We start from the raw sequence: 18650 nt of genomic DNA on the forward strand, positions 1-18650 counted from the left end.
TAGAAATTAAAGTTTATATTTTTCTTACTACAAGACGTGAACCTTCGACCTTGATTATTTTTATCGGTGTATCCACGTCAATAAACGCTCCTTCAGACACCACATCCAGCCTTTCATCACCAAACTCTGCAGTTCCTGATGGTCTTAGTGGTGTAACCGTAATCCCTTTCTGACCAATTAATTCTAATCGGTTTACACTAGAGACATATCCTTGCTCTGTAGTTGTTGAGTCTTTTAGAATAACATGTCTGAATACCCCTTTCTCCAAACCAATCGTTTTAAATAAAATAACAGCTACAATAATACTTGCAATAAGTGCAATAGCAATACTCATCGCCATATGCCCAGGATCATCAGTCGACATAAATAATGAAGCTACTATCGCACCAATACCAATGAAGCCGAGAATCCCTCCCGGTGCAAATATTTCAATAATAATTAAAACAATCCCTAATATAAGTAAAACAATTGCTTCATAACCTGCTAGACCAGCTATGATATGTCCATAAAAATATAAAACCAATGATGCTATTCCAATGGAGCCTGGAATCCCGAAACCTGGGGAATACAATTCCACGATTAAACCAATACTTGCTAACGATAACAGTATCGGTACAACTATCGGATTTGTCAAAAAACGTGCTAGACCTTCTGCAGCAGTTGGTTCGGTTTCAATGATTTCCGCATTTGCTAAGGATAGATTACTTAATAACTCTGCCCTGTGACTTACAATCCCTTGGGCATAACCTACTTCTACTGCATTATTAGCATCCAAAGTAAGGAAATCACCTTCTGGAGCACCATATTCAGGTAAATCAATTTCAGCATTTGCCATAGCTTCTGCATATAATGGATCTCTGTCTTTAGAACTGGCTGCCCCTCTCATACTAGCCACCCATGCTGATTGTGCTTTTTGGTCAGCTGCAGTACCATCTGAATTAATGACTCCACTTGCTCCCATGCTCGTTTGAGGTTTCATATAAATATTATCCGTATTTAAAGCAATATAGGAGCCTGCAGAAAGTGCTCTAACAGTAATAAAAGATGTCGTTTCGATATCTAAATCCTGCAATATTTCCCCAATGTATTCTGCAGCATCTACTCGACCTCCAGGAGTATTAATTTCGAAAATAATATGATCTGCATTATTTTCAGTTGCCTCCGTTGTTGTCCTTCTAATAAATGCTTCTAAGCCACGTTCTACCTCGTTTTCTATTGGTATAACATAAACAAGTTTACCTTCTCCACTGTCTTCAGCAAGCACTTCCATTTGAAAACTATTGGTGAAGGTAGTTAGAGCTGCAATGATCGATATCGAGACCAACAACACAGATACGTATTTTTTCAAATCCCACCCTCCCTTCACTAAGTGCTTTGACATATAAGTATTCATACGGAAATTATGTATAAAAAGTTTCATTAATGGACAAAAAACTTATGTCAACGCATTTAGTTTATCATACTTATAACTACTAGAAAAATTTTTCACTTATATATGTATATACATATACCCAACCATTACATTTGTTAAGGAAAGAGAATCAATTTTTTTAAACTTCCTATCCTTGTTAAAAAGACCCTTAACTTATTCACTAAGTCAAGGGTCTTATAGATGAATGAATTCATTTTGTCCATTTATGATAAGTTCTTTTGAACCAATTGATTCACTCTTGAGCCTTCAGCTTTACCTTTTACTTTAGGCATAAGCGCACTCATTACTTTTCCCATATCTTTTTTTGATTGAGCTTGAACTTCCTCGATCGTCTGAACAACTATTTTCTCTAACTCTTCATCAGAAAGTTGTTCAGGCATATAAGCTTGAATTATGTTAATTTCATCTTCTAACTTGCTTACAAGATCTTCGCGTTCAGCTTCTTTAAATTCATGGAGGGAATCTTTTCTTTGCTTTAGCTCTCTCGCTAAAACAGTTAATTCTTCTTCTTCAGACAATGCATCTTTCTGTAATTTAATGGCTTCATTTTGCATCGATGCTTTGACCATTCTAATTACACCTAATTTAACTTTATCTTTATCCTTCATCGCCTGCTTCATATCCTGGTTCAAAAGTTCAACGATTGCCATTATTTCATTACACCCTCTTTAAAATTTACGCTTTCTAGCAGCCTCCGATTTTTTCTTACGGCGAACACTAGGTTTTTCATAAAATTCACGCTTACGATATTCAGATAATGTACCAGATTTTGATACACTACGTTTAAAGCGACGAAGAGCATCTTCAAGTGACTCGTTTTTACGAACGCGAGTTGTGTTAGACATGCTAATTTCCCTCCCTCCGAAGCATCAACAAAATTAATCAAACATATGTATAGATACATATGTCTCTTTGCAATTATAATATACTAGCAAAAATAGGTCAACCGTTTTAATAAGAAAAACCGGCAAACCCCATACAATCCTTATTACTAAATGCTAACTAGACCTATGATTTCTCTAGTAGCCATTATGAAATATATCGACTGGTTGACCATCACTCTGGCTACCCACTTCCCTTTCGGTGGGGATTGCCCTTCAACTACAACGCTAGCATGAAATAACATGGTTGCTTTTATAATAAGAAAAGCGCAGAGCGCCCGCTTAGAAACGTAGCGGCTGGAGCTAATCTACTGAGATAAAGGAATCACTGAGAAAAGCGAACCGATGATGACTTATCGTAGGGCGATTCGTGAAGTCGCCTAGTTTTTGGGCGCTCGGAGCTAGACATCTGCGCAAAATTTTATACTTTCTTGTCCTACTAGAAAAACCATAACAGAATACCTGTTATGATTTTGGTTTAAACAGATAATGCGGTGTCATCCATTACTCGGACAAATTGACCTTCGTTATACGGATAACCTGCCTTTGTTATTTTCACGCGAACAATCTCACCGATCATATCTTTCGTACCTTCGAATTTAACTTTTAAATAGTTATCCGAATAACCTACCAACATATTCGGTTGATCAGCATCAAATGTTTCCTCTGGAATAACCTCGACCACTTCATTTTCATAATTTTTCGCATATGCTAATGCTTGTTCATTTGATTGGTCAATTAATGCTTGAACGCGGCGGTTTTTCACTTCATCATCTACTTGGTTGTCCATCCGTGCTGCAGGTGTACCAGTTCTTCTTGAGAATGGGAACACGTGTAATTCAGAGTAACCAATTTCTTTGACAAAATTCATTGTCTCCTGGAATTCTTCCTCTGTTTCACCAGGAAATCCAACTATTACATCTGATGTTATCGCTAAATGTGGTAAGGCCTTTTGTATTCTGGCTACACGTTTTTTATAGAAGTCTGTTGTATATTTACGACGCATTCTTTCCAATACAGTATCTGAACCTGATTGTAACGGGATATGAAGATGTGGTACTACTTTTTTAGAATCATCCAAAACTTCGATTACTTCGTCCGTAATTTGACTCGCTTCTATTGACGAAATACGGATTCGTTTTAAACCGTCTACTTTTGATTCTAGGTCACGTAATAGTTGTGCGAAGTTATAATCTTTCATGTCTTCTCCATATCCAGCTGTATGAATACCTGTTAGAACAATTTCTTTATAACCTGCATCTACCAGTTGATGTGCTTGCTTCAGTACATTCTCTGGTTCTCTAGAGCGTAATAGTCCACGAGACCATGGAATAATACAGAACGTACAAAAGTTATTACATCCTTCTTGTATTTTTAGTGACGCACGTGTACGATCTGAGAATTGAGGTACATCCATTTCTTCAAAAACACGATTTTTCATAATATTGGATACACCATTGATTGGTTGGCGGTGCTCTTGATGTTCTTCAATATATTGAATCATCTTACCGCGATCTTGTGTACCTACTACTATATCAACGCCTGGAATTTCCATAATCTCTCCTGGAGAGGTTTGAGCATAGCAACCTGTTACACAAACCACTGCTTCCGGATTGCTACGAATGGCACGGCGAATCACTTGCCGGCTTTTTTTATCCCCTGTATTGGTAACCGTACACGTATTGATAACATAAACATCGGCATGATGATCAAAATCTACTCGCTCATAACCTTCATTTTTGAATTTCTGCCATATGCCTTCTGTTTCATAATGGTTTACTTTACAGCCTAATGTATGAAATGCTACTGTAGGCATTTCTTCACCTCATTTCTTCAAAGTAGTAAGATAAATTTGCAAGTACGTATAAAGGCGCTGTTTCTGTTCGTAAAATTCGTGGTCCAAGACGTATTGCCTGAAAGCCTGCATCCTTTAATCCATTTGCTTCATCTTCGCTAAATCCACCCTCTGGACCGATGCATATCATGATGGATTGACCTTCTTCTATTTGTGAAAAGTAATTATGTAATTTGAACGACTTGTAATCACGCGTCGCCTCTTCGTAAGCAAAGAATTTCCAATCATAAGACGCACTTACGTCCATTAATTCTTTGAATGTTACAACAGACTCAACTTTAGGAATTTTTGTGCGGTGTGATTGTTCACTCGCTTCTTTCACAATTTTTTGCCATCTGGGTAGTTTTTTCTTCAATTTTTTGTGATCCCATTTTACGACAGAACGGTCTGCTTGGAAAGGAATGAAATGTGTAGCTCCAAGCTCAGTCCCTTTCTGGAGAATTAGTTCCCATTTATCACCTTTTGGCAAGCCTTGTACAATCGTAATATCAATTGGTGACTCCGATTCTTCCTGAAGCCACTCTTCAACAGTAGCTTCCACCACTGTTTCCTGAATTACGTTGATACGACATATGGCTGATTGTCCGTCATAACGATTGGCGATCAATGTATCTCCTTCTTCCATCCGCATAACATGAACAATATGATGATAATCGTTAGCCACAATTTGTATTTTGTCTTCCTGCCAGTTATCTTTTTCTATAAAATAACGTTGCATCCCTTTACCTACTTTCTTCAGGCTTTTGGGCAATAATTGAAATCCAATCTTCCATTTGATTGATTTCTAAAATGTTAAATCCTGCTTTTACTAAACCTTCCTTAACATCCTGCTTTTTCTTTTGAATAATGCCCGAAGTGATAAATACTCCGCCTGGTTTCAACCGTTCAAAAGCATCATTTTCAAAACGCAAAATGATTTCAGCCAAGATATTTGCTACGATGATATCCGCTGCTTCCTTAACATTTTCTAGTAAATTATTCTGCTTTACTTTGACTTTGCTATCCACTTTATTTACTTTGACGTTTAACTTAGTGCTCTGAATAGCTACTTCGTCTAAGTCGTAGGCAAAAACCTGTTCTGCACCTAATAGTACGGAGGCAACACTTAATACACCTGAACCACATCCTACATCAAGGACAGTGTCCCCCTCCTTAATGAATCTCTCAAGTGCTTGAATGCTTAGTACGGTTGTCGGGTGGGTACCTGTGCCAAATGCCATACCTGGATCTAATTCTATGATGAGTTCATCTGTGGAGACAGGCTGATAATCTTCCCAAGTCGGTGTTATCGTTACCCGTTCTGAAATTTTCGCTGGCTTATAATATTTTTTCCATGCAGTTGCCCATTCTTCTTCATTTACTTCACTGAGTGTTATCTTATTTAAACCAATATCTATATCGTATAGAAGCAAATTATTAATCGCTTGCTTAATCTCAGATACCGTTTCACCTAGGAAACTATTAACAGGAAGATATGCTTTTAAACGAACTCCTTCTTCAGGATAATCATCAGGATTTAGATCATATATTTCACCATAAATGCTTTCACGTTCCTTCTCTAAATCCTGACGATCCTCAATGACAACACCACTGGCACCTGCTTCATGAATAATGTTGGAGATCGGTTCAATCGCTTCATTTGTCGTATAGATACACAGCTCTGTCCACTTCACACAGATCAACTCACTTTATAAAAATTTTCATTAAGGCTTAGTTATTCTCCCTTAAAAGCACGTTTTACGCGTTGAAAGAACGAATTTTCATGTTCATCGGTCGGTTGGTTACCACTAATTTCATTGAATTCTCTTAATAATTCCTTCTGACGCTCACTTAAGTTAGTCGGTGTAATCACACGGATTTTAATATGCTGATCACCATGACCATATCCTCTAACATTCGGAGCACCTTTTCCTTTTAAGCGGAATGTTTTACCAGTTTGTGTACCAGCTGGAACCTTAAGTTTCACTTTACCGTGTAATGTTGGAACCTCAATTTCATCTCCAAGCGCCGCTTGTGCAAAGGTTATAGGCATTTCACAGAAAATATGATCGCCTTCACGTTGATAGAATTCATGTTCTTTTACTTGAATAATAACATATAAATCCCCAGCTGGCCCACCGTTCACACCAGGTTCACCTTGACCTGCGACGCGAATTTGCTGACCATCATCAATACCTGCAGGAATACTAAGATGAATTTTCTTACGAGTCTTGACCTTACCTTGGCCATCACACGTTGTACATTTATCTTTAATCATTTTACCGCTACCTTGACAATGGTGACATACACGTCTATTAACTACTCTACCAAAAGGCGTGTTTTGCTCCACATTTAACTGACCGCTACCATTACAATGACTACAAGTTTCTGGAGTAGTGCCAGGCTTTGCCCCTGAACCATTACATGTTGTACAGTCTTCCTCTTTAGGAATGTGGATATCTGTCTCTTTTCCAAAAATGGCATCTTCAAATTCTAATGTCATCGAATATTGTAGGTCGTTTCCTTGGCGTGGGGCATTCGGATCTCTTCTGCGACCACCACCACCAAAGAACATATCAAAGATATCTCCGAATCCACCGAAGTCTTCTGCGCCTCCGAAACCGCCAAAGCCACCCTGACTTTGTGGTCCAGCATGACCAAATTGGTCGTATTGAGCTCTTTTTTGTTCATTACCTAATACTTCATAAGCTTCTTTGACTTCCTTGAATTTCTGATCTGTGCCTTCTTCTTGATTAACGTCTGGGTGATATTTTCTTGCAAGTTTACGGTACGCTTTTTTTATTTCTTCTTTTGAAGCATCCTTGGATACACCAAGTACTTCATAATAATCTCGTTTACTCACTGACTGATCACACTCCCGCTCGTTTATTGCATAAACATTATCATAACATTGATTGATAAAGATAAGCAAACATTACTTGTTAGACACTAAGTATCATAAAGTAGCGTCCGTTGTTAAATAAGAATTTTAAAAATTGACTATTTCATGGAAAAAGCCAAAGCCATGTATTACTGACTTTGACTTTCCAAACTTAGATTTTTAATCTATTTTTATTTTTTATCTTCATCGTCCATTTCTTCGTAGTCTGCGTCTACTACATCTTCTGCTTGCTGTTCTTCTGCTCCTGCGGCATCACCGTTAGCCTGTGCTTGTTGTTGAGCTTGCTCATAAAGCTTCATGGAAAGAGCTTGAACCTCTTGTTCTAGAGCTTCTTTCTTCGCTTTAATTTGTTCCTGATCATTGTCCTCTAATGCTTTTTTCAGTTCGTCTTTTGCTGTTTCTGCTTTTTGTTTTTCTTCTTCAGAAACATTGTCGCCAAGATCATTTAACGTTTTATCCGTTTGGAAAACCAATTGATCTGCTTCATTACGCAATTCTATTTCTTCACGACGTTTTTTATCTTCTTCAGCATTTTCTTCTGCTTCCTGTACCATTTTTTCAACTTCTTCATCAGAAAGTCCCGAAGAAGATTTGATCGTAATGGACTGCTCTTTATTTGTACCTAAATCTTTGGCACGAACATTCACAATACCGTTGGCATCAATATCGAATGATACTTCGATTTGAGGTACTCCACGTGGTGCTGGTGGAATATCAGTTAATTGGAAACGACCAAGTGTTTTGTTATCTTGTGCCATTTCGCGTTCACCTTGTAACACGTGAATATCAACAGCTGTTTGATTATCCGCTGCAGTTGAGAATACTTGTTGTGCACTTGTTGGGATCGTTGTATTACGTTCGATAAGTTTTGTTGTTACACCACCCATTGTTTCGATACCTAGTGATAATGGAGTAACGTCCAGTAATACCACGTCTTTTACGTCGCCTTGTAATACCCCACCTTGGATAGCCGCTCCAAGTGCTACAACTTCATCAGGATTTACACCTTTAGATGGGTCCTTGCCAATTTCTTTTTTAATTGCTTCCTGTACTGCTGGAATACGAGTTGAACCACCAACAAGCAACACTTTATCAATTTCACTTGCAGTAAGATCAGCATCTTTTAATGCTTGACGAGTTGGCCCCATTGTCTTTTCCACAAGTCCTGCAGACAGCTCATCAAACTTCGCGCGAGTAATGTTCATTTCTAAGTGCAACGGACCAGCATCTCCAGCTGTAATAAATGGAAGAGATACTTGTGTTTGAGCTACACCAGAAAGATCTTTCTTCGCTTTTTCGGCAGCGTCTTTCAAACGTTGAAGTGCCATTTTATCTTGCGAAAGATCTATACCATTTTCTTTCTTGAACTCTTCTACCATGTGGTCAATTAATACTTGGTCAAAGTCATCCCCACCAAGACGGTTATCTCCGGCTGTGGAAACTACTTCAAAAGTACCTTCACCAATATCCAGGATAGATACGTCAAATGTACCGCCACCAAGGTCATATACGAGTACTGTTTGATCTTCTTCTGCTTTATCAATACCATATGCTAATGCTGCTGCAGTAGGCTCGTTAATAATACGTTCTACTTCTAAACCAGCAATTTTACCAGCATCTTTTGTCGCTTGACGCTCAGCATCATTAAAGTAAGCTGGAACAGTGATAACTGCTTTATCTACTGTGTCGCCTAAATAATCTTCTGCATATGATTTTAAATGTTGTAAAATAATTGCAGAAATTTCTTGAGGCGTATATTCTTTCCCTTCAATCTCTACTTTATAATCTGTCCCCATATGCCGTTTGATCGATTGAATAGTATTTGGGTTGGTGATAGCTTGACGCTTTGCTACTTCCCCAATTTGACGTTCTCCATTTTTGAATGAAACAACAGAAGGGGTTGTACGGTTACCTTCAGGGTTTGGAATAACCTTTGATTCGCCACCTTCCATTACAGCTACACATGAGTTAGTTGTACCTAAATCAATACCAATAATTTTTCCCATTTTCAACATCCTCCTTCACAACGTATGTAATTACTGATTAACTTTCACCATTGCTGGTCTGATTACACGGTCCTTTAATTGGTACCCTTTTTGCATCGTCTCAACAATTTGGTTTGATTCATAACCTTCTTCTTCTACTTGCATTACTGCTTGGTGTATATTCGGATCAAAAGTTTGACCATCTGTTTCAATCTCCGTTACACCTTCGTTTTCCAATACTGTCTTCAATTGTCGGTAGACCATTTCTAGACCTTCGACAACACCTTTTGCTGCTTTATCTTCAATTTCTACTTGAAGTGCTCGCTCGAAATTATCTAAAACCGGTAATAGTTCAGTTACTACCGATTGTGATTTGTATTTTAGATCTGCTTCTTTTTCTTTCTTGGTGCGTTTTCTAAAGTTATCATATTCTGCTTGCACACGAAGAAGTCGCTCTTGCAACTCATTTTTCTCTTGTTGCAGTTTTTCAAATTCTTTATTACTTACTGTTACTTCTTCAGATTCTGCTGATTCCTCTTCTGTGACAAGCTCTTGTTCAGCATCTTCAACTACTTCTTCTTTCACATCTTCTTGTTCTTGTTGTTTTACGTCTTTTTCTTCCATCCCTGTCACCTCCTAAAATAAAGCCATTGTATAGCAAAACACATTTTTACTAAATAATCAAATTTTATACACATACGAGAAAAGAGTACGGGATTACACCATACCCTTCTCGTATTAGTACCACGAATTGAATTTTTGACTTAACCTGTTTGATAAAACATTCAATATGGATACAACTCTTGAATATTCCATTCTTGTCGGTCCAAGCAATGCAATCGTTCCGAGCTGTTCATCACCTAACGAGTATGTTGCGGTAATCAGGCTACAATCCTGCATCGCAGCCAATTCATTTTCCTGTCCAATCGATACTTTAATTCCTTTACCAGATGTTCTGAGCAGACGCGCAATTTGATCTTCTTTTTCCATCACGGAATAAAGAGATTGAATCTTGTCAATGTCATGGAATTCTGGCTGTAACATAATATTGGTTTTTCCATCCATGTAAAGTTTTACAGGTTGTTTCTCTAATAAAGCTTCTTTCAAATAGGCATAAGTTGCTTCAAAATCGGAGCTATAACGTTGCAACATTTGGGCAACTTCGCCATACAGCTTCTGTTGCAGTTGGACAATTGGCACGCCTACCAAGCGATCATTTAAAATATTCACCATTTTCTCTAAATCTACAGTTTGCATTGTTGTTGGTACATTGAAATAGCGATGTTCCACATGTCCTGTATTAGTGACCAATATAGCAACTGCTGTATGTTCAGATAAACTGATAATCTGAATTTGCTTTAATGTTGTTTCAAAAACTTCCGGTCCTAAAATGATCGAAGTATAGTTCGTTAAATCTGATAAAACACGTGCTGATTTTTGTACAACTTTTTCGAATTCGATCATTTCCCGTTCAAATGTCCGTTGTATCATACCCATATCTTGATTCGATAAACGAAATGGTGACATTAAGTTATCTACATAAAAACGGTATCCTTTCTCGGATGGTACACGTCCAGAGGAAGTATGGGTCTTTTCAATAAAACCTAACTCCTCTAAGTCTGCCATTTCATTTCGAATCGTGGCAGGACTAAAAGAAATGTCTTCCTTCTTTGCGATAGCCCTTGATCCAATCGGTTGTGCCGTCTGGATGAACTCATCAATAATAACCTGCAAAACTTGTGTCTGTCTCTCTGTAAGCATCGATGATCACCTCTGTTAGCACTCTGAAACCTTGAGTGCTAAATCTATTAATAAATTATCAAATACCACTAAAAATGTCAATCAGGAAACTCATATTTAATTTGACCTTTATTAAATATCTCTGTCCAATAAAAAGGATTGAAATACCTCATTACCAAATGGCTTTCCTTCTTCGGTTAATTTAATAAACGTAGTATTCCGATTAATCCATCCTCTAGCCTCAAGCTGAGCTAATTCATTACCATACACTTCTTCAATATTTACTTGGTACTTTTCCTCGAATTTTGGTATTGATACTCCTTCACTTTTCCTTAAACCTAGGAACATCTCCTCTTCGATTTGCTCCTTTTTCCCGATTTTTTCTATATGAAGCACTGGTTTTCCTGTTTCATTAGCTGCTTCCACATATGTCGGGAATGGACGGATATTAATAATCCTTTCACCTGGTAAATACCCGTGTGAACCAGCACCAAATCCATAATAGTAATCATTGTTCCAATAAGTTAAATTGTGTTTACTCTCAAAACCAGGTTTGGCAAAGTTACTGATTTCATATTGCTTGATCCCCTTATCTCTCATTTCTCTACGCAGTAACTCATACATATCCGCTTCAATTTCTTCTGGCGGCTTAGTTAGCCTTCCCTTCTTATATCGCTGATAAAAGATGGTTTTAGGCTCAATCTGTAATGAATAAGCAGAGTAATGAGGCAGATCAAATTGTAGTGCCTCATCCAACGTTTTCTCAAAGTGTTCTATCGTCTGATTTGGCAGACTATACATTAAATCGATACTAATATTGTCGATGCCTACCTTTATCAAGTCATTCACATTCTGATAAACATCTTTCACACGGTGCAGTCTCCCTAACTGTTCCAACATCTCGTCATCAAACACTTGCACCCCCATCGAAATCCGATTAACTCCATGGTCTTTTAAAATACGTATTTTATCCTCCGTTAAATCACCAGGATTTGCTTCAAATGAATATTCTTCTACACTGGCAACATCAAAATAATAATCAATCATTTTCACCAGTTTCGTTAATTGACGGTTATTCAATGCCGTTGGAGTTCCTCCACCAACAAAAATAGTTTTCATTTTCTTTTTTGATTCTTGTATATTCGTTTTTATCTCATTCTCTAATGCAATTAAATAATCATCTGCCATCTTTTCTTCGTAAAAGAACTTGGTAAAATCACAATAATGGCAAATCTTTTCGCAAAACGGAATGTGAATATATACAGACGATACCATTGTTTTTCCCCCTTCCACGTACGGTAAAAACCCTTGCCAATTGACAAGGGTTTAACATTTGTCTAATCATCATCCATTTTAAGTACGGCCATAAAGGCTTCTTGAGGAACTTCGACAGAACCAACCATTTTCATTCGTTTCTTACCTTCTTTTTGTTTCTCTAGAAGCTTCCGTTTACGGGATATATCCCCACCGTAACATTTACTTAACACGTTTTTACGCATTGCCTTAATATTTGTTCTTGCGACTATCTTATTACCAATTGCCGCTTGGATCGGGACCTCGAACTGTTGCCTAGGTATTAACGTCTTTAATTTATCAGCAATTTGCTTGCCACGTTCAAAAGCAAAATCACGATGTACAATAAAGGACAATGCATCAATAGTATCACCATTTAGTAAAATATCCATTTTCACCAAGTCTGATATTTTATACCCTACCATTTCATAATCAAATGATGCATAACCTTTCGTCTGTGACTTTAATTGATCAAAAAAGTCATAGACGATCTCAGACAATGGAATTTCATAGACAACATTGACACGATTATCATCTAAGTATTGCATATCCTGAAATTCACCACGTTTTTTCTGGCAGATTTCCATCACTGGTCCGACAAAGTCGTTAGGCACCATAATCGTCGCTCTAACATATGGTTCTTGAACTTCTTGGACCGATTGATTGTCCGGCATAAATGAAGGATTATCAATATCAACTTCTTCCCCGTCTGTCTTCACAACCTTATAAATAACACTTGGCGCTGTTGTGATTAAATCTATACCAAACTCACGCTCAATACGTTCCTGGATAATTTCCATATGTAGTAGTCCTAAGAAGCCACAACGGAATCCAAAACCTAATGCTTGCGAAGTCTCTGCTTCATATTGCAAGGAAGAGTCGTTTAACTCCAAACGTTCAAGAGCTTCCCGTAAATCATTATATTTATCTGCATCTACCGGGTAAAGACCACAGAATACCATTGGATTTAAACGACGGTACCCCGGTAATGGCTCAGCTGCTGGATTGTTTGCCAATGTAATCGTATCTCCGACTCGAGAATCGCCTACATTTTTAATCGATGCGGTTAAGTACCCTACATCTCCTACTGTTAGTTGATCTTGTTGGACTGGCTTCGGATTAAATACTCCAACTTCATTGACCTCAAATTCTTTACCCGTTGCCATCATTTTAATTTTATCTCCTACTTTAACTGATCCTTCTTTCACACAAATATATGCAATAACACCTCGATATGGATCATATAAAGAATCAAATATTAGTGCTTTTAATGGCTCATCAGGATTACCTTCTGGGGCAGGAATTTTTTCAACAATTTGGTCCAATATTTCATCAATACCTATTCCTGACTTCGCACTAGCTAGAATAGCTTCATCACCGTCAATCCCAATCACATCTGTAATTTCTTGTTTTACACGTTCAGGATCAGCACTTGGCAAATCAATTTTATTAATAACCGGGATAATTTCCAAATCGTTATCTAGTGCTAAGTAAACATTCGCCAATGTTTGTGCTTCAATGCCTTGTGCAGCATCCACCACTAATATCGCACCTTCACAAGCTGCAAGGCTTCTTGATACTTCATATGTAAAATCGACATGCCCTGGTGTATCAATTAAGTGAAAAAGGTATTCATCCCCACCACCGCGATCATATTTCAATTGAACAGCATTTAGCTTAATGGTAATTCCGCGTTCACGTTCTAAATCCATCGCATCTAAAAATTGTTCTTTCATCTCACGAGACGTCAATGCTTTTGTTTTTTCCAAGATTCGGTCAGCTAACGTTGATTTTCCGTGATCAATATGTGCAATTATGGAAAAGTTACGTACTTTGCTTTGATTTCTAATGTTCGTCAATGTCATTCAACTCCTATGTTCGACCACAATACTAGCATTGATTATAGCAGTGAAAACGTGGATGTTCAACAGAAATATCCAACAAGAATTTATCATGGAGCTATTCGTCTGTAATACCCCACTTCAAGATGCAAGGAACACAAGAAAACTAAATGAGGAATAACAGACGCTAACACCTTGATTAATTCCGCTAATGATCAAGTCTCATTTTATCAATTCAGTTGTTAGACCCCATATTTACCATTAAAAAATGCCATCCACTACTGTGTAGGTAACATCGACAATTTGATCGAAAATAACTTTGACGATTTTTTCCCCTTCTCCAGCTGCCGAGTGTAAAAAGGTAGGTTCAGCTTTCTCATTTACCTGTACGTCTCTTTCCACTTCTTCAATAATTGTATCTCTATCTACTACCTCAACTTCCTCCTCTTCTACAGGTTCATTAATTACCTCTTCTTGAGGATAACTGACTGCTTCGCGCCCTTCTGACCTATCAATACCAATGTACATCCCTAACGAAAAAACTAGTGTCAACAACAATAGATAAAAGAAGTACTTCACCCTATTCATCCTCCCCACTTGATCCCGAAACTTTTTCTGCATCCCAGTAATATTCACTGAAGATTTCTGCAAAAACTTCTGTGGTGTTATACAACTCTTCCATTGTGTTATCGACCCCGCCAACTTCTATTGTCAAGGCATTTTCGGAGACATCTTGGTTATAAACACCATTTCTGCCTGCACCACCATACATCTCTACTCCACGGCTTAAGCCATAATATTTTTCATCCAATAACGCGTGTAGTTTCTCTGCTAAAGCATAATTCTTTTCATAATTTGGATTATCTCCACCTATTACAAACATAATCTTGGCATAAGATTTGCCATCTATCTCAATGGTTGTTAAATCTTTACGGATACTGTCACGGTGCAAATCAAACACAAAGTTAACCTCTTTATTGTCCGTTAGCGCTGCTTCGACTACTTCTTTAGAAGCTGTATAAGAATCTGAAGAATAATCCCATCCTTTTTCATTTAAAATAGCACCAATATCGGTCTCATCCACTTCTGCTCCTATACCATGACGTTTTAAATCTTTTGCAAGCTGTTCACTGACTTTGGTGATATTCACTTCATGATGAAAAGCATCATTTGGCTCATCTGTATCAGGCAAATAAGGTAAAAACGATTCACGATTATGTGTGTTATAGATATAAACAACATCCTTGTCACCTGTCGTTTTTTCTTGTTCCTCAACAGGTTTTTCCTCATCTTTTTCCTCAGGTGTTGTAGCTTCTCTTTCCTCTAAGACGATATCGAGTGGCGGTGTTGATTCTACCGTTAAGTTCGTATAATCGGTTCCTTCACCTGCAATTAAGATTTCCCGATCATACATTTCAAATCCAGGAAGTTCTCTTCCTAATAAACTTCTGACATCATGCATTCTGACATTCGTCCCTAATTCAAACACTACTTTCCACATATCAATTGGTGTTTGGTCTTCTGGAAGGGCTTCTTTGAAGATGCGATTTTCCATCATCATTAAAGATAAGAAATGGACTTCCGTTACATTGTTCGTCCATTTTTTAACTGTGTTAGAAGCAACGCGATAATTCGGATCAATACTTGTTAACATACCTACTAAAATAAACATCGCAAAAAATGCGGTAACAAATCCCGATATAATGATTAATAATTTATGTTTTGAAAATAAAAACACCCGTTTTTTTTGTGTTCGGTTAGGACGGCGCATACTTGGTCTCCTTTCTATCTCCTCTATCACATCTAGTAGATACTATGATGATTCGATAGAAAGTAGAACCTAATTTTACCTTGTATAATTAGCGAAATTTTTAACATTAACATTTTCATGCATTGCTGCATTCAATGCTTCTGCCAATAAATGAGCCATATCCTTTATATATCCGTCTATTTCCTTAGGGGTTACCATTAAATTATGTCCTAGAGGAGTCAGCACTTCTTGCATTAATGCACGCTTCTCTTGTTCATCTAATGCACCAATCATGCCAAATATTTTTTCTCTTTTTTCTATAGGTGGTAAATCTTCATCCGATAGAGAGCGCTCACCAAAATTTAATCCTGCCGGAGTCAGTGATTTAGAAGGTTCATCTTTTTCTCGCCACTCTTTACCAATATGTTTTAACACATAATCAATGGCATCGCTTGTAATGGTAACCGCATCAACTACAGTTGGCACACCGATAGCAAAGACAGGTACACCTAAGGTCTCTTTACTTAATTCTTTTCGTTTATTGCCAACTCCTGATCCCGGGTGGATACCTGAATCTGATAATTGTATGGTTGCATTCACTCTCTCAATAGAACGAGATGCAAGAGCATCGATAGCAATTACAAAGCCCGGTTTATATTTCTCGATGACACCTTTAATAATATCACTCGTTTCAATGCCGGTAACTCCCATTACGCCTGGGCTAATAGTCGCTACTTTGCGATAGCCATCTTGTACATATTGTGGTTCGTGAACAAATAAATGATTCGTGACAAGTACTTTGTCCATTGCCAGCGGACCTAATGCATCAGGTGTTACGTTACGATTTCCTAAACCAACGATTAATCCCGAAGCATCTTGTGCGACATTATTTTTATCCATTAATTCAAGTAATTGTTTCGTTACTACTTTTGCTGTTTCTTCTTGGGATTTTGTATCTTGTTGTTTTATTGCATTAGAATAAATCGTATGGTAGGAACCTGGATTCTTCCCTATCGCATCTGCGCCTTTCTCGTCGACTTCAACGTTTGTTACTTCTATATTTCCAATTTTCTTCTCACTTATGGTTACTCCTGGTATTTGTTGTTCTTTTTTTTCTTCTTTCTCAACATACATATCTTTTGCTTCTACCGCTAGATCTGTTCTTACTTCGAATGATTGATCTTTCACAAACAAACCTCCTCATGCATTTTTGTATAGTTTTACCGAGTAGTTCGAAAAGATACACGGAGGAATATTCCTTTGTAACAACAATTTTTATTGAAAACTTGTTAAAGCTTTGGTAAAATGTCATTTGACCTAACTTAAGATAGGGTAAGAAGCAAGATGGAGGTGAAGACATTGGCTAATATTAAATCAGCAATTAAACGTGTTCGTGTGAATGATGATCACCGTCAACAAAATCAAACCGTTAAAGCAGATATGCGTTCACATATTAAGAAAGTGGAAGCATTAGTAGAAAAAAATGATGTTGAAAATGCAAAGGCTGCACTTGCAACTGCAGTGAAGAAAATTGACAAAGCCGTACAAAAAGGACTTATCCACCAAAACAAAGGTAACCGTCAAAAATCTCGCTTAGCACAGAGAGTAAACGGACTAAGCGCATAATAAAAAACCACAACAGAGCAAACTGTTGTGGTTTTTTATTGTCAGAAAAGATTGAGTACACTATCCATAAACTGTGAATTAACGTAAATATAGAAAAGAGATATCCTCGGAAGCGCCGTTCTGTTCCGGGGAAAAAGTCTTCTCTTCCGAGGAAAAAGTCTTCCCTTCCGGGGATAAACGATTATATCCAGGGAAGGGGAGCAGGTTTCCCCGGAACAGAAAGGGATATCCCGGAAGAGAAGTCCTGTTTCATTACTTCGCAGTTTGTATTTTCTTGGAATCAACAACCTTCTTAAGACACAATCTTTCGTTTGGAAATCAGACGGTATAGTAACAATTCAAAGGCTAGTGATTTATCCATTTGGCCGGATTTTATTTGGGCATCCGTTTCGGTTAGAAGATCAATCGCTTCTTTCAATTCTTTAGTCTGAAATTTACTTTGGCGCTGAATCGATAACTTCGCAACATATGGATGAATTTTGAGCTGACTTGCCATTTGCTGTTGCGTATAGCCTTTTTGCTTCAATAACTTCACATGCAGCAACGTCCTGAATTGTGACGCCACAAGTGCAATCAAAGCAATTGGATCCTCGTTCATCTTTTCTAAATCTTTCGTGATATCAATAGCTTTCGCCAAATCGTTTGCCATGATAGCATCCATTAATTTCAATGCTGAACTGTTCTCTTGACTAGATAATAATAATTCTGCATCTTCTAGTCTGATTGCATTTCCTTCTCCTACATATAAGGCAAGCTTTTCCATTTCAGAATGGATAATCATCAAGTTAGTTCCAATTTCGTTAATAAAATATGTCATCACTTCGTCAGATATGGATACGCCATGCTCTTTTGCAATGGTGCCGATCACTTCTTGTATATTCCATTCCTTCAACGGTTCGCACGCCACAGTTTTGGCGGCCTTCTTAAGTTGTTTAACAACCTTTTTCCGCTCGTCCACCTTTTCATAAGGAGCGATTATTACTAAAACAGAATATGGTGCAGGATTTTGTATATAATCAATTAATACTTCAGGCTGATGTTCGATTTCTGATTTAGCCGGTTTTGCCTTTAAAAAATCTGCATTTGTAGCAATTATTATCTTTCTTTCCCCTAGGAAAGGAAATGTTTCTGCATCTGTCACTACTTCCTGAATCGAAATTTCTTCTAGGTCATAGATAGACAAATTCGTATCCTGTTCCTCTTGTTCCACACCATTTGAAATTAAGGCCTGCTTTAACGCTTCAATCATATAGGTTTCAGTTCCATGAAAATAATAAACAGGAGCGATTTTTCCTTTCTTCATTTCTTCGATACATGCCAAATAACTCATTCACTCATCTCCAAATATGTAACTTATTTCTAAAAA

At 37.6% G+C, this 18650-nt stretch carries 17 protein-coding genes; 1 reads left to right on the forward strand and 16 read right to left on the reverse strand.

The genetic code is table 11. The features are described from left to right. Nucleotides 1-13 precede the first annotated feature (13 nt). From GHT08_RS09600 to gpr, 15 genes are all read right to left on the reverse strand, one after another. Nucleotides 14-1348, reverse strand: a complete 1335-nt coding sequence (locus GHT08_RS09600) for an NfeD family protein (RefSeq protein WP_163581200.1) — start codon at nt 1346-1348, stop codon at nt 14-16. A gap of 287 nt (nt 1349-1635) precedes the next feature. Next, the gene (locus GHT08_RS09605) at nt 1636-2082 is read right to left on the reverse strand and encodes a GatB/YqeY domain-containing protein (RefSeq protein WP_153835115.1); all 447 of its coding nucleotides are present in this window, start codon (nt 2080-2082) and stop codon (nt 1636-1638) included. Between the two features lie 18 nt (nt 2083-2100). Continuing rightward, a complete protein-coding gene (gene rpsU / locus GHT08_RS09610; protein ID WP_018931586.1) occupies nt 2101-2277 on the reverse strand; it encodes a 30S ribosomal protein S21 in 177 nt (58 codons plus the stop codon). Between the two features lie 514 nt (nt 2278-2791). Then, complete coding sequence (mtaB, locus tag GHT08_RS09615; RefSeq protein WP_163581201.1) at nt 2792-4129, reverse strand: tRNA (N(6)-L-threonylcarbamoyladenosine(37)-C(2))-methylthiotransferase MtaB; 1338 nt, start codon at nt 4127-4129, stop codon at nt 2792-2794. A gap of 4 nt (nt 4130-4133) precedes the next feature. Beyond that, a complete protein-coding gene (locus GHT08_RS09620; RefSeq protein WP_163581202.1) occupies nt 4134-4886 on the reverse strand; it encodes a 16S rRNA (uracil(1498)-N(3))-methyltransferase in 753 nt (250 codons plus the stop codon). 4 nt (nt 4887-4890) lie between these two features. Next, a complete protein-coding gene (prmA, locus tag GHT08_RS09625; protein WP_018931583.1) occupies nt 4891-5841 on the reverse strand; it encodes a 50S ribosomal protein L11 methyltransferase in 951 nt (316 codons plus the stop codon). Between the two features lie 41 nt (nt 5842-5882). Continuing rightward, nucleotides 5883-7010 carry a molecular chaperone DnaJ gene (dnaJ, locus tag GHT08_RS09630; protein ID WP_163581203.1) on the reverse strand — a complete coding sequence of 376 codons (1128 nt, stop codon included), beginning with the start codon at nt 7008-7010 and terminating at the stop codon, nt 5883-5885. A gap of 209 nt (nt 7011-7219) precedes the next feature. Beyond that, nucleotides 7220-9055, reverse strand: coding sequence for a molecular chaperone DnaK (gene dnaK / locus GHT08_RS09635; protein WP_163581204.1), 1836 nt, complete (start codon nt 9053-9055; stop codon nt 7220-7222). 30 nt (nt 9056-9085) lie between these two features. After that, complete coding sequence (gene grpE / locus GHT08_RS09640) at nt 9086-9658, reverse strand: nucleotide exchange factor GrpE (protein WP_163581205.1); 573 nt, start codon at nt 9656-9658, stop codon at nt 9086-9088. Nucleotides 9659-9772: 114 nt separating this feature from the next. Further along, the gene (hrcA, locus tag GHT08_RS09645) at nt 9773-10795 is read right to left on the reverse strand and encodes a heat-inducible transcriptional repressor HrcA (RefSeq protein ID WP_163581206.1); all 1023 of its coding nucleotides are present in this window, start codon (nt 10793-10795) and stop codon (nt 9773-9775) included. Nucleotides 10796-10906: 111 nt separating this feature from the next. After that, complete coding sequence (gene hemW, locus GHT08_RS09650; protein WP_163581207.1) at nt 10907-12049, reverse strand: radical SAM family heme chaperone HemW; 1143 nt, start codon at nt 12047-12049, stop codon at nt 10907-10909. Between the two features lie 62 nt (nt 12050-12111). After that, nucleotides 12112-13932: a translation elongation factor 4 gene (gene lepA / locus GHT08_RS09655; RefSeq protein WP_163581208.1), complete on the reverse strand. Its 1821-nt coding sequence runs from the start codon at nt 13930-13932 to the stop codon at nt 12112-12114. Nucleotides 13933-14169: 237 nt separating this feature from the next. Next, a complete protein-coding gene (locus GHT08_RS09660; RefSeq protein WP_163581209.1) occupies nt 14170-14487 on the reverse strand; it encodes a hypothetical protein in 318 nt (105 codons plus the stop codon). Nucleotide 14488: 1 nt separating this feature from the next. Further along, nucleotides 14489-15679, reverse strand: coding sequence for a stage II sporulation protein P (gene spoIIP, locus GHT08_RS09665; protein WP_163581210.1), 1191 nt, complete (start codon nt 15677-15679; stop codon nt 14489-14491). A 75-nt stretch (nt 15680-15754) separates the two neighbouring features. Continuing rightward, nucleotides 15755-16846 (reverse strand): GPR endopeptidase, encoded by a 1092-nt coding sequence (gpr, locus tag GHT08_RS09670; RefSeq protein WP_163581211.1) that lies wholly within the window; start codon nt 16844-16846, stop codon nt 15755-15757. A gap of 171 nt (nt 16847-17017) precedes the next feature. Between gpr and rpsT the strand changes: the two genes are divergently transcribed. After that, the gene (gene rpsT, locus GHT08_RS09675; RefSeq protein WP_163581212.1) at nt 17018-17284 is read left to right on the forward strand and encodes a 30S ribosomal protein S20; all 267 of its coding nucleotides are present in this window, start codon (nt 17018-17020) and stop codon (nt 17282-17284) included. A gap of 292 nt (nt 17285-17576) precedes the next feature. Here rpsT and holA read toward each other — a convergent pair whose 3' ends face one another. Beyond that, the gene (gene holA, locus GHT08_RS09680; protein ID WP_153835104.1) at nt 17577-18614 is read right to left on the reverse strand and encodes a DNA polymerase III subunit delta; all 1038 of its coding nucleotides are present in this window, start codon (nt 18612-18614) and stop codon (nt 17577-17579) included. Between the last annotated feature and the right edge of the window lie 36 nt (nt 18615-18650).

The sequence above is a fragment of the Gracilibacillus saliphilus genome, assembly GCF_010994085.1.
Classification (GTDB): Bacteria; Bacillota; Bacilli; order Bacillales; family Amphibacillaceae; genus Gracilibacillus; species Gracilibacillus lacisalsi.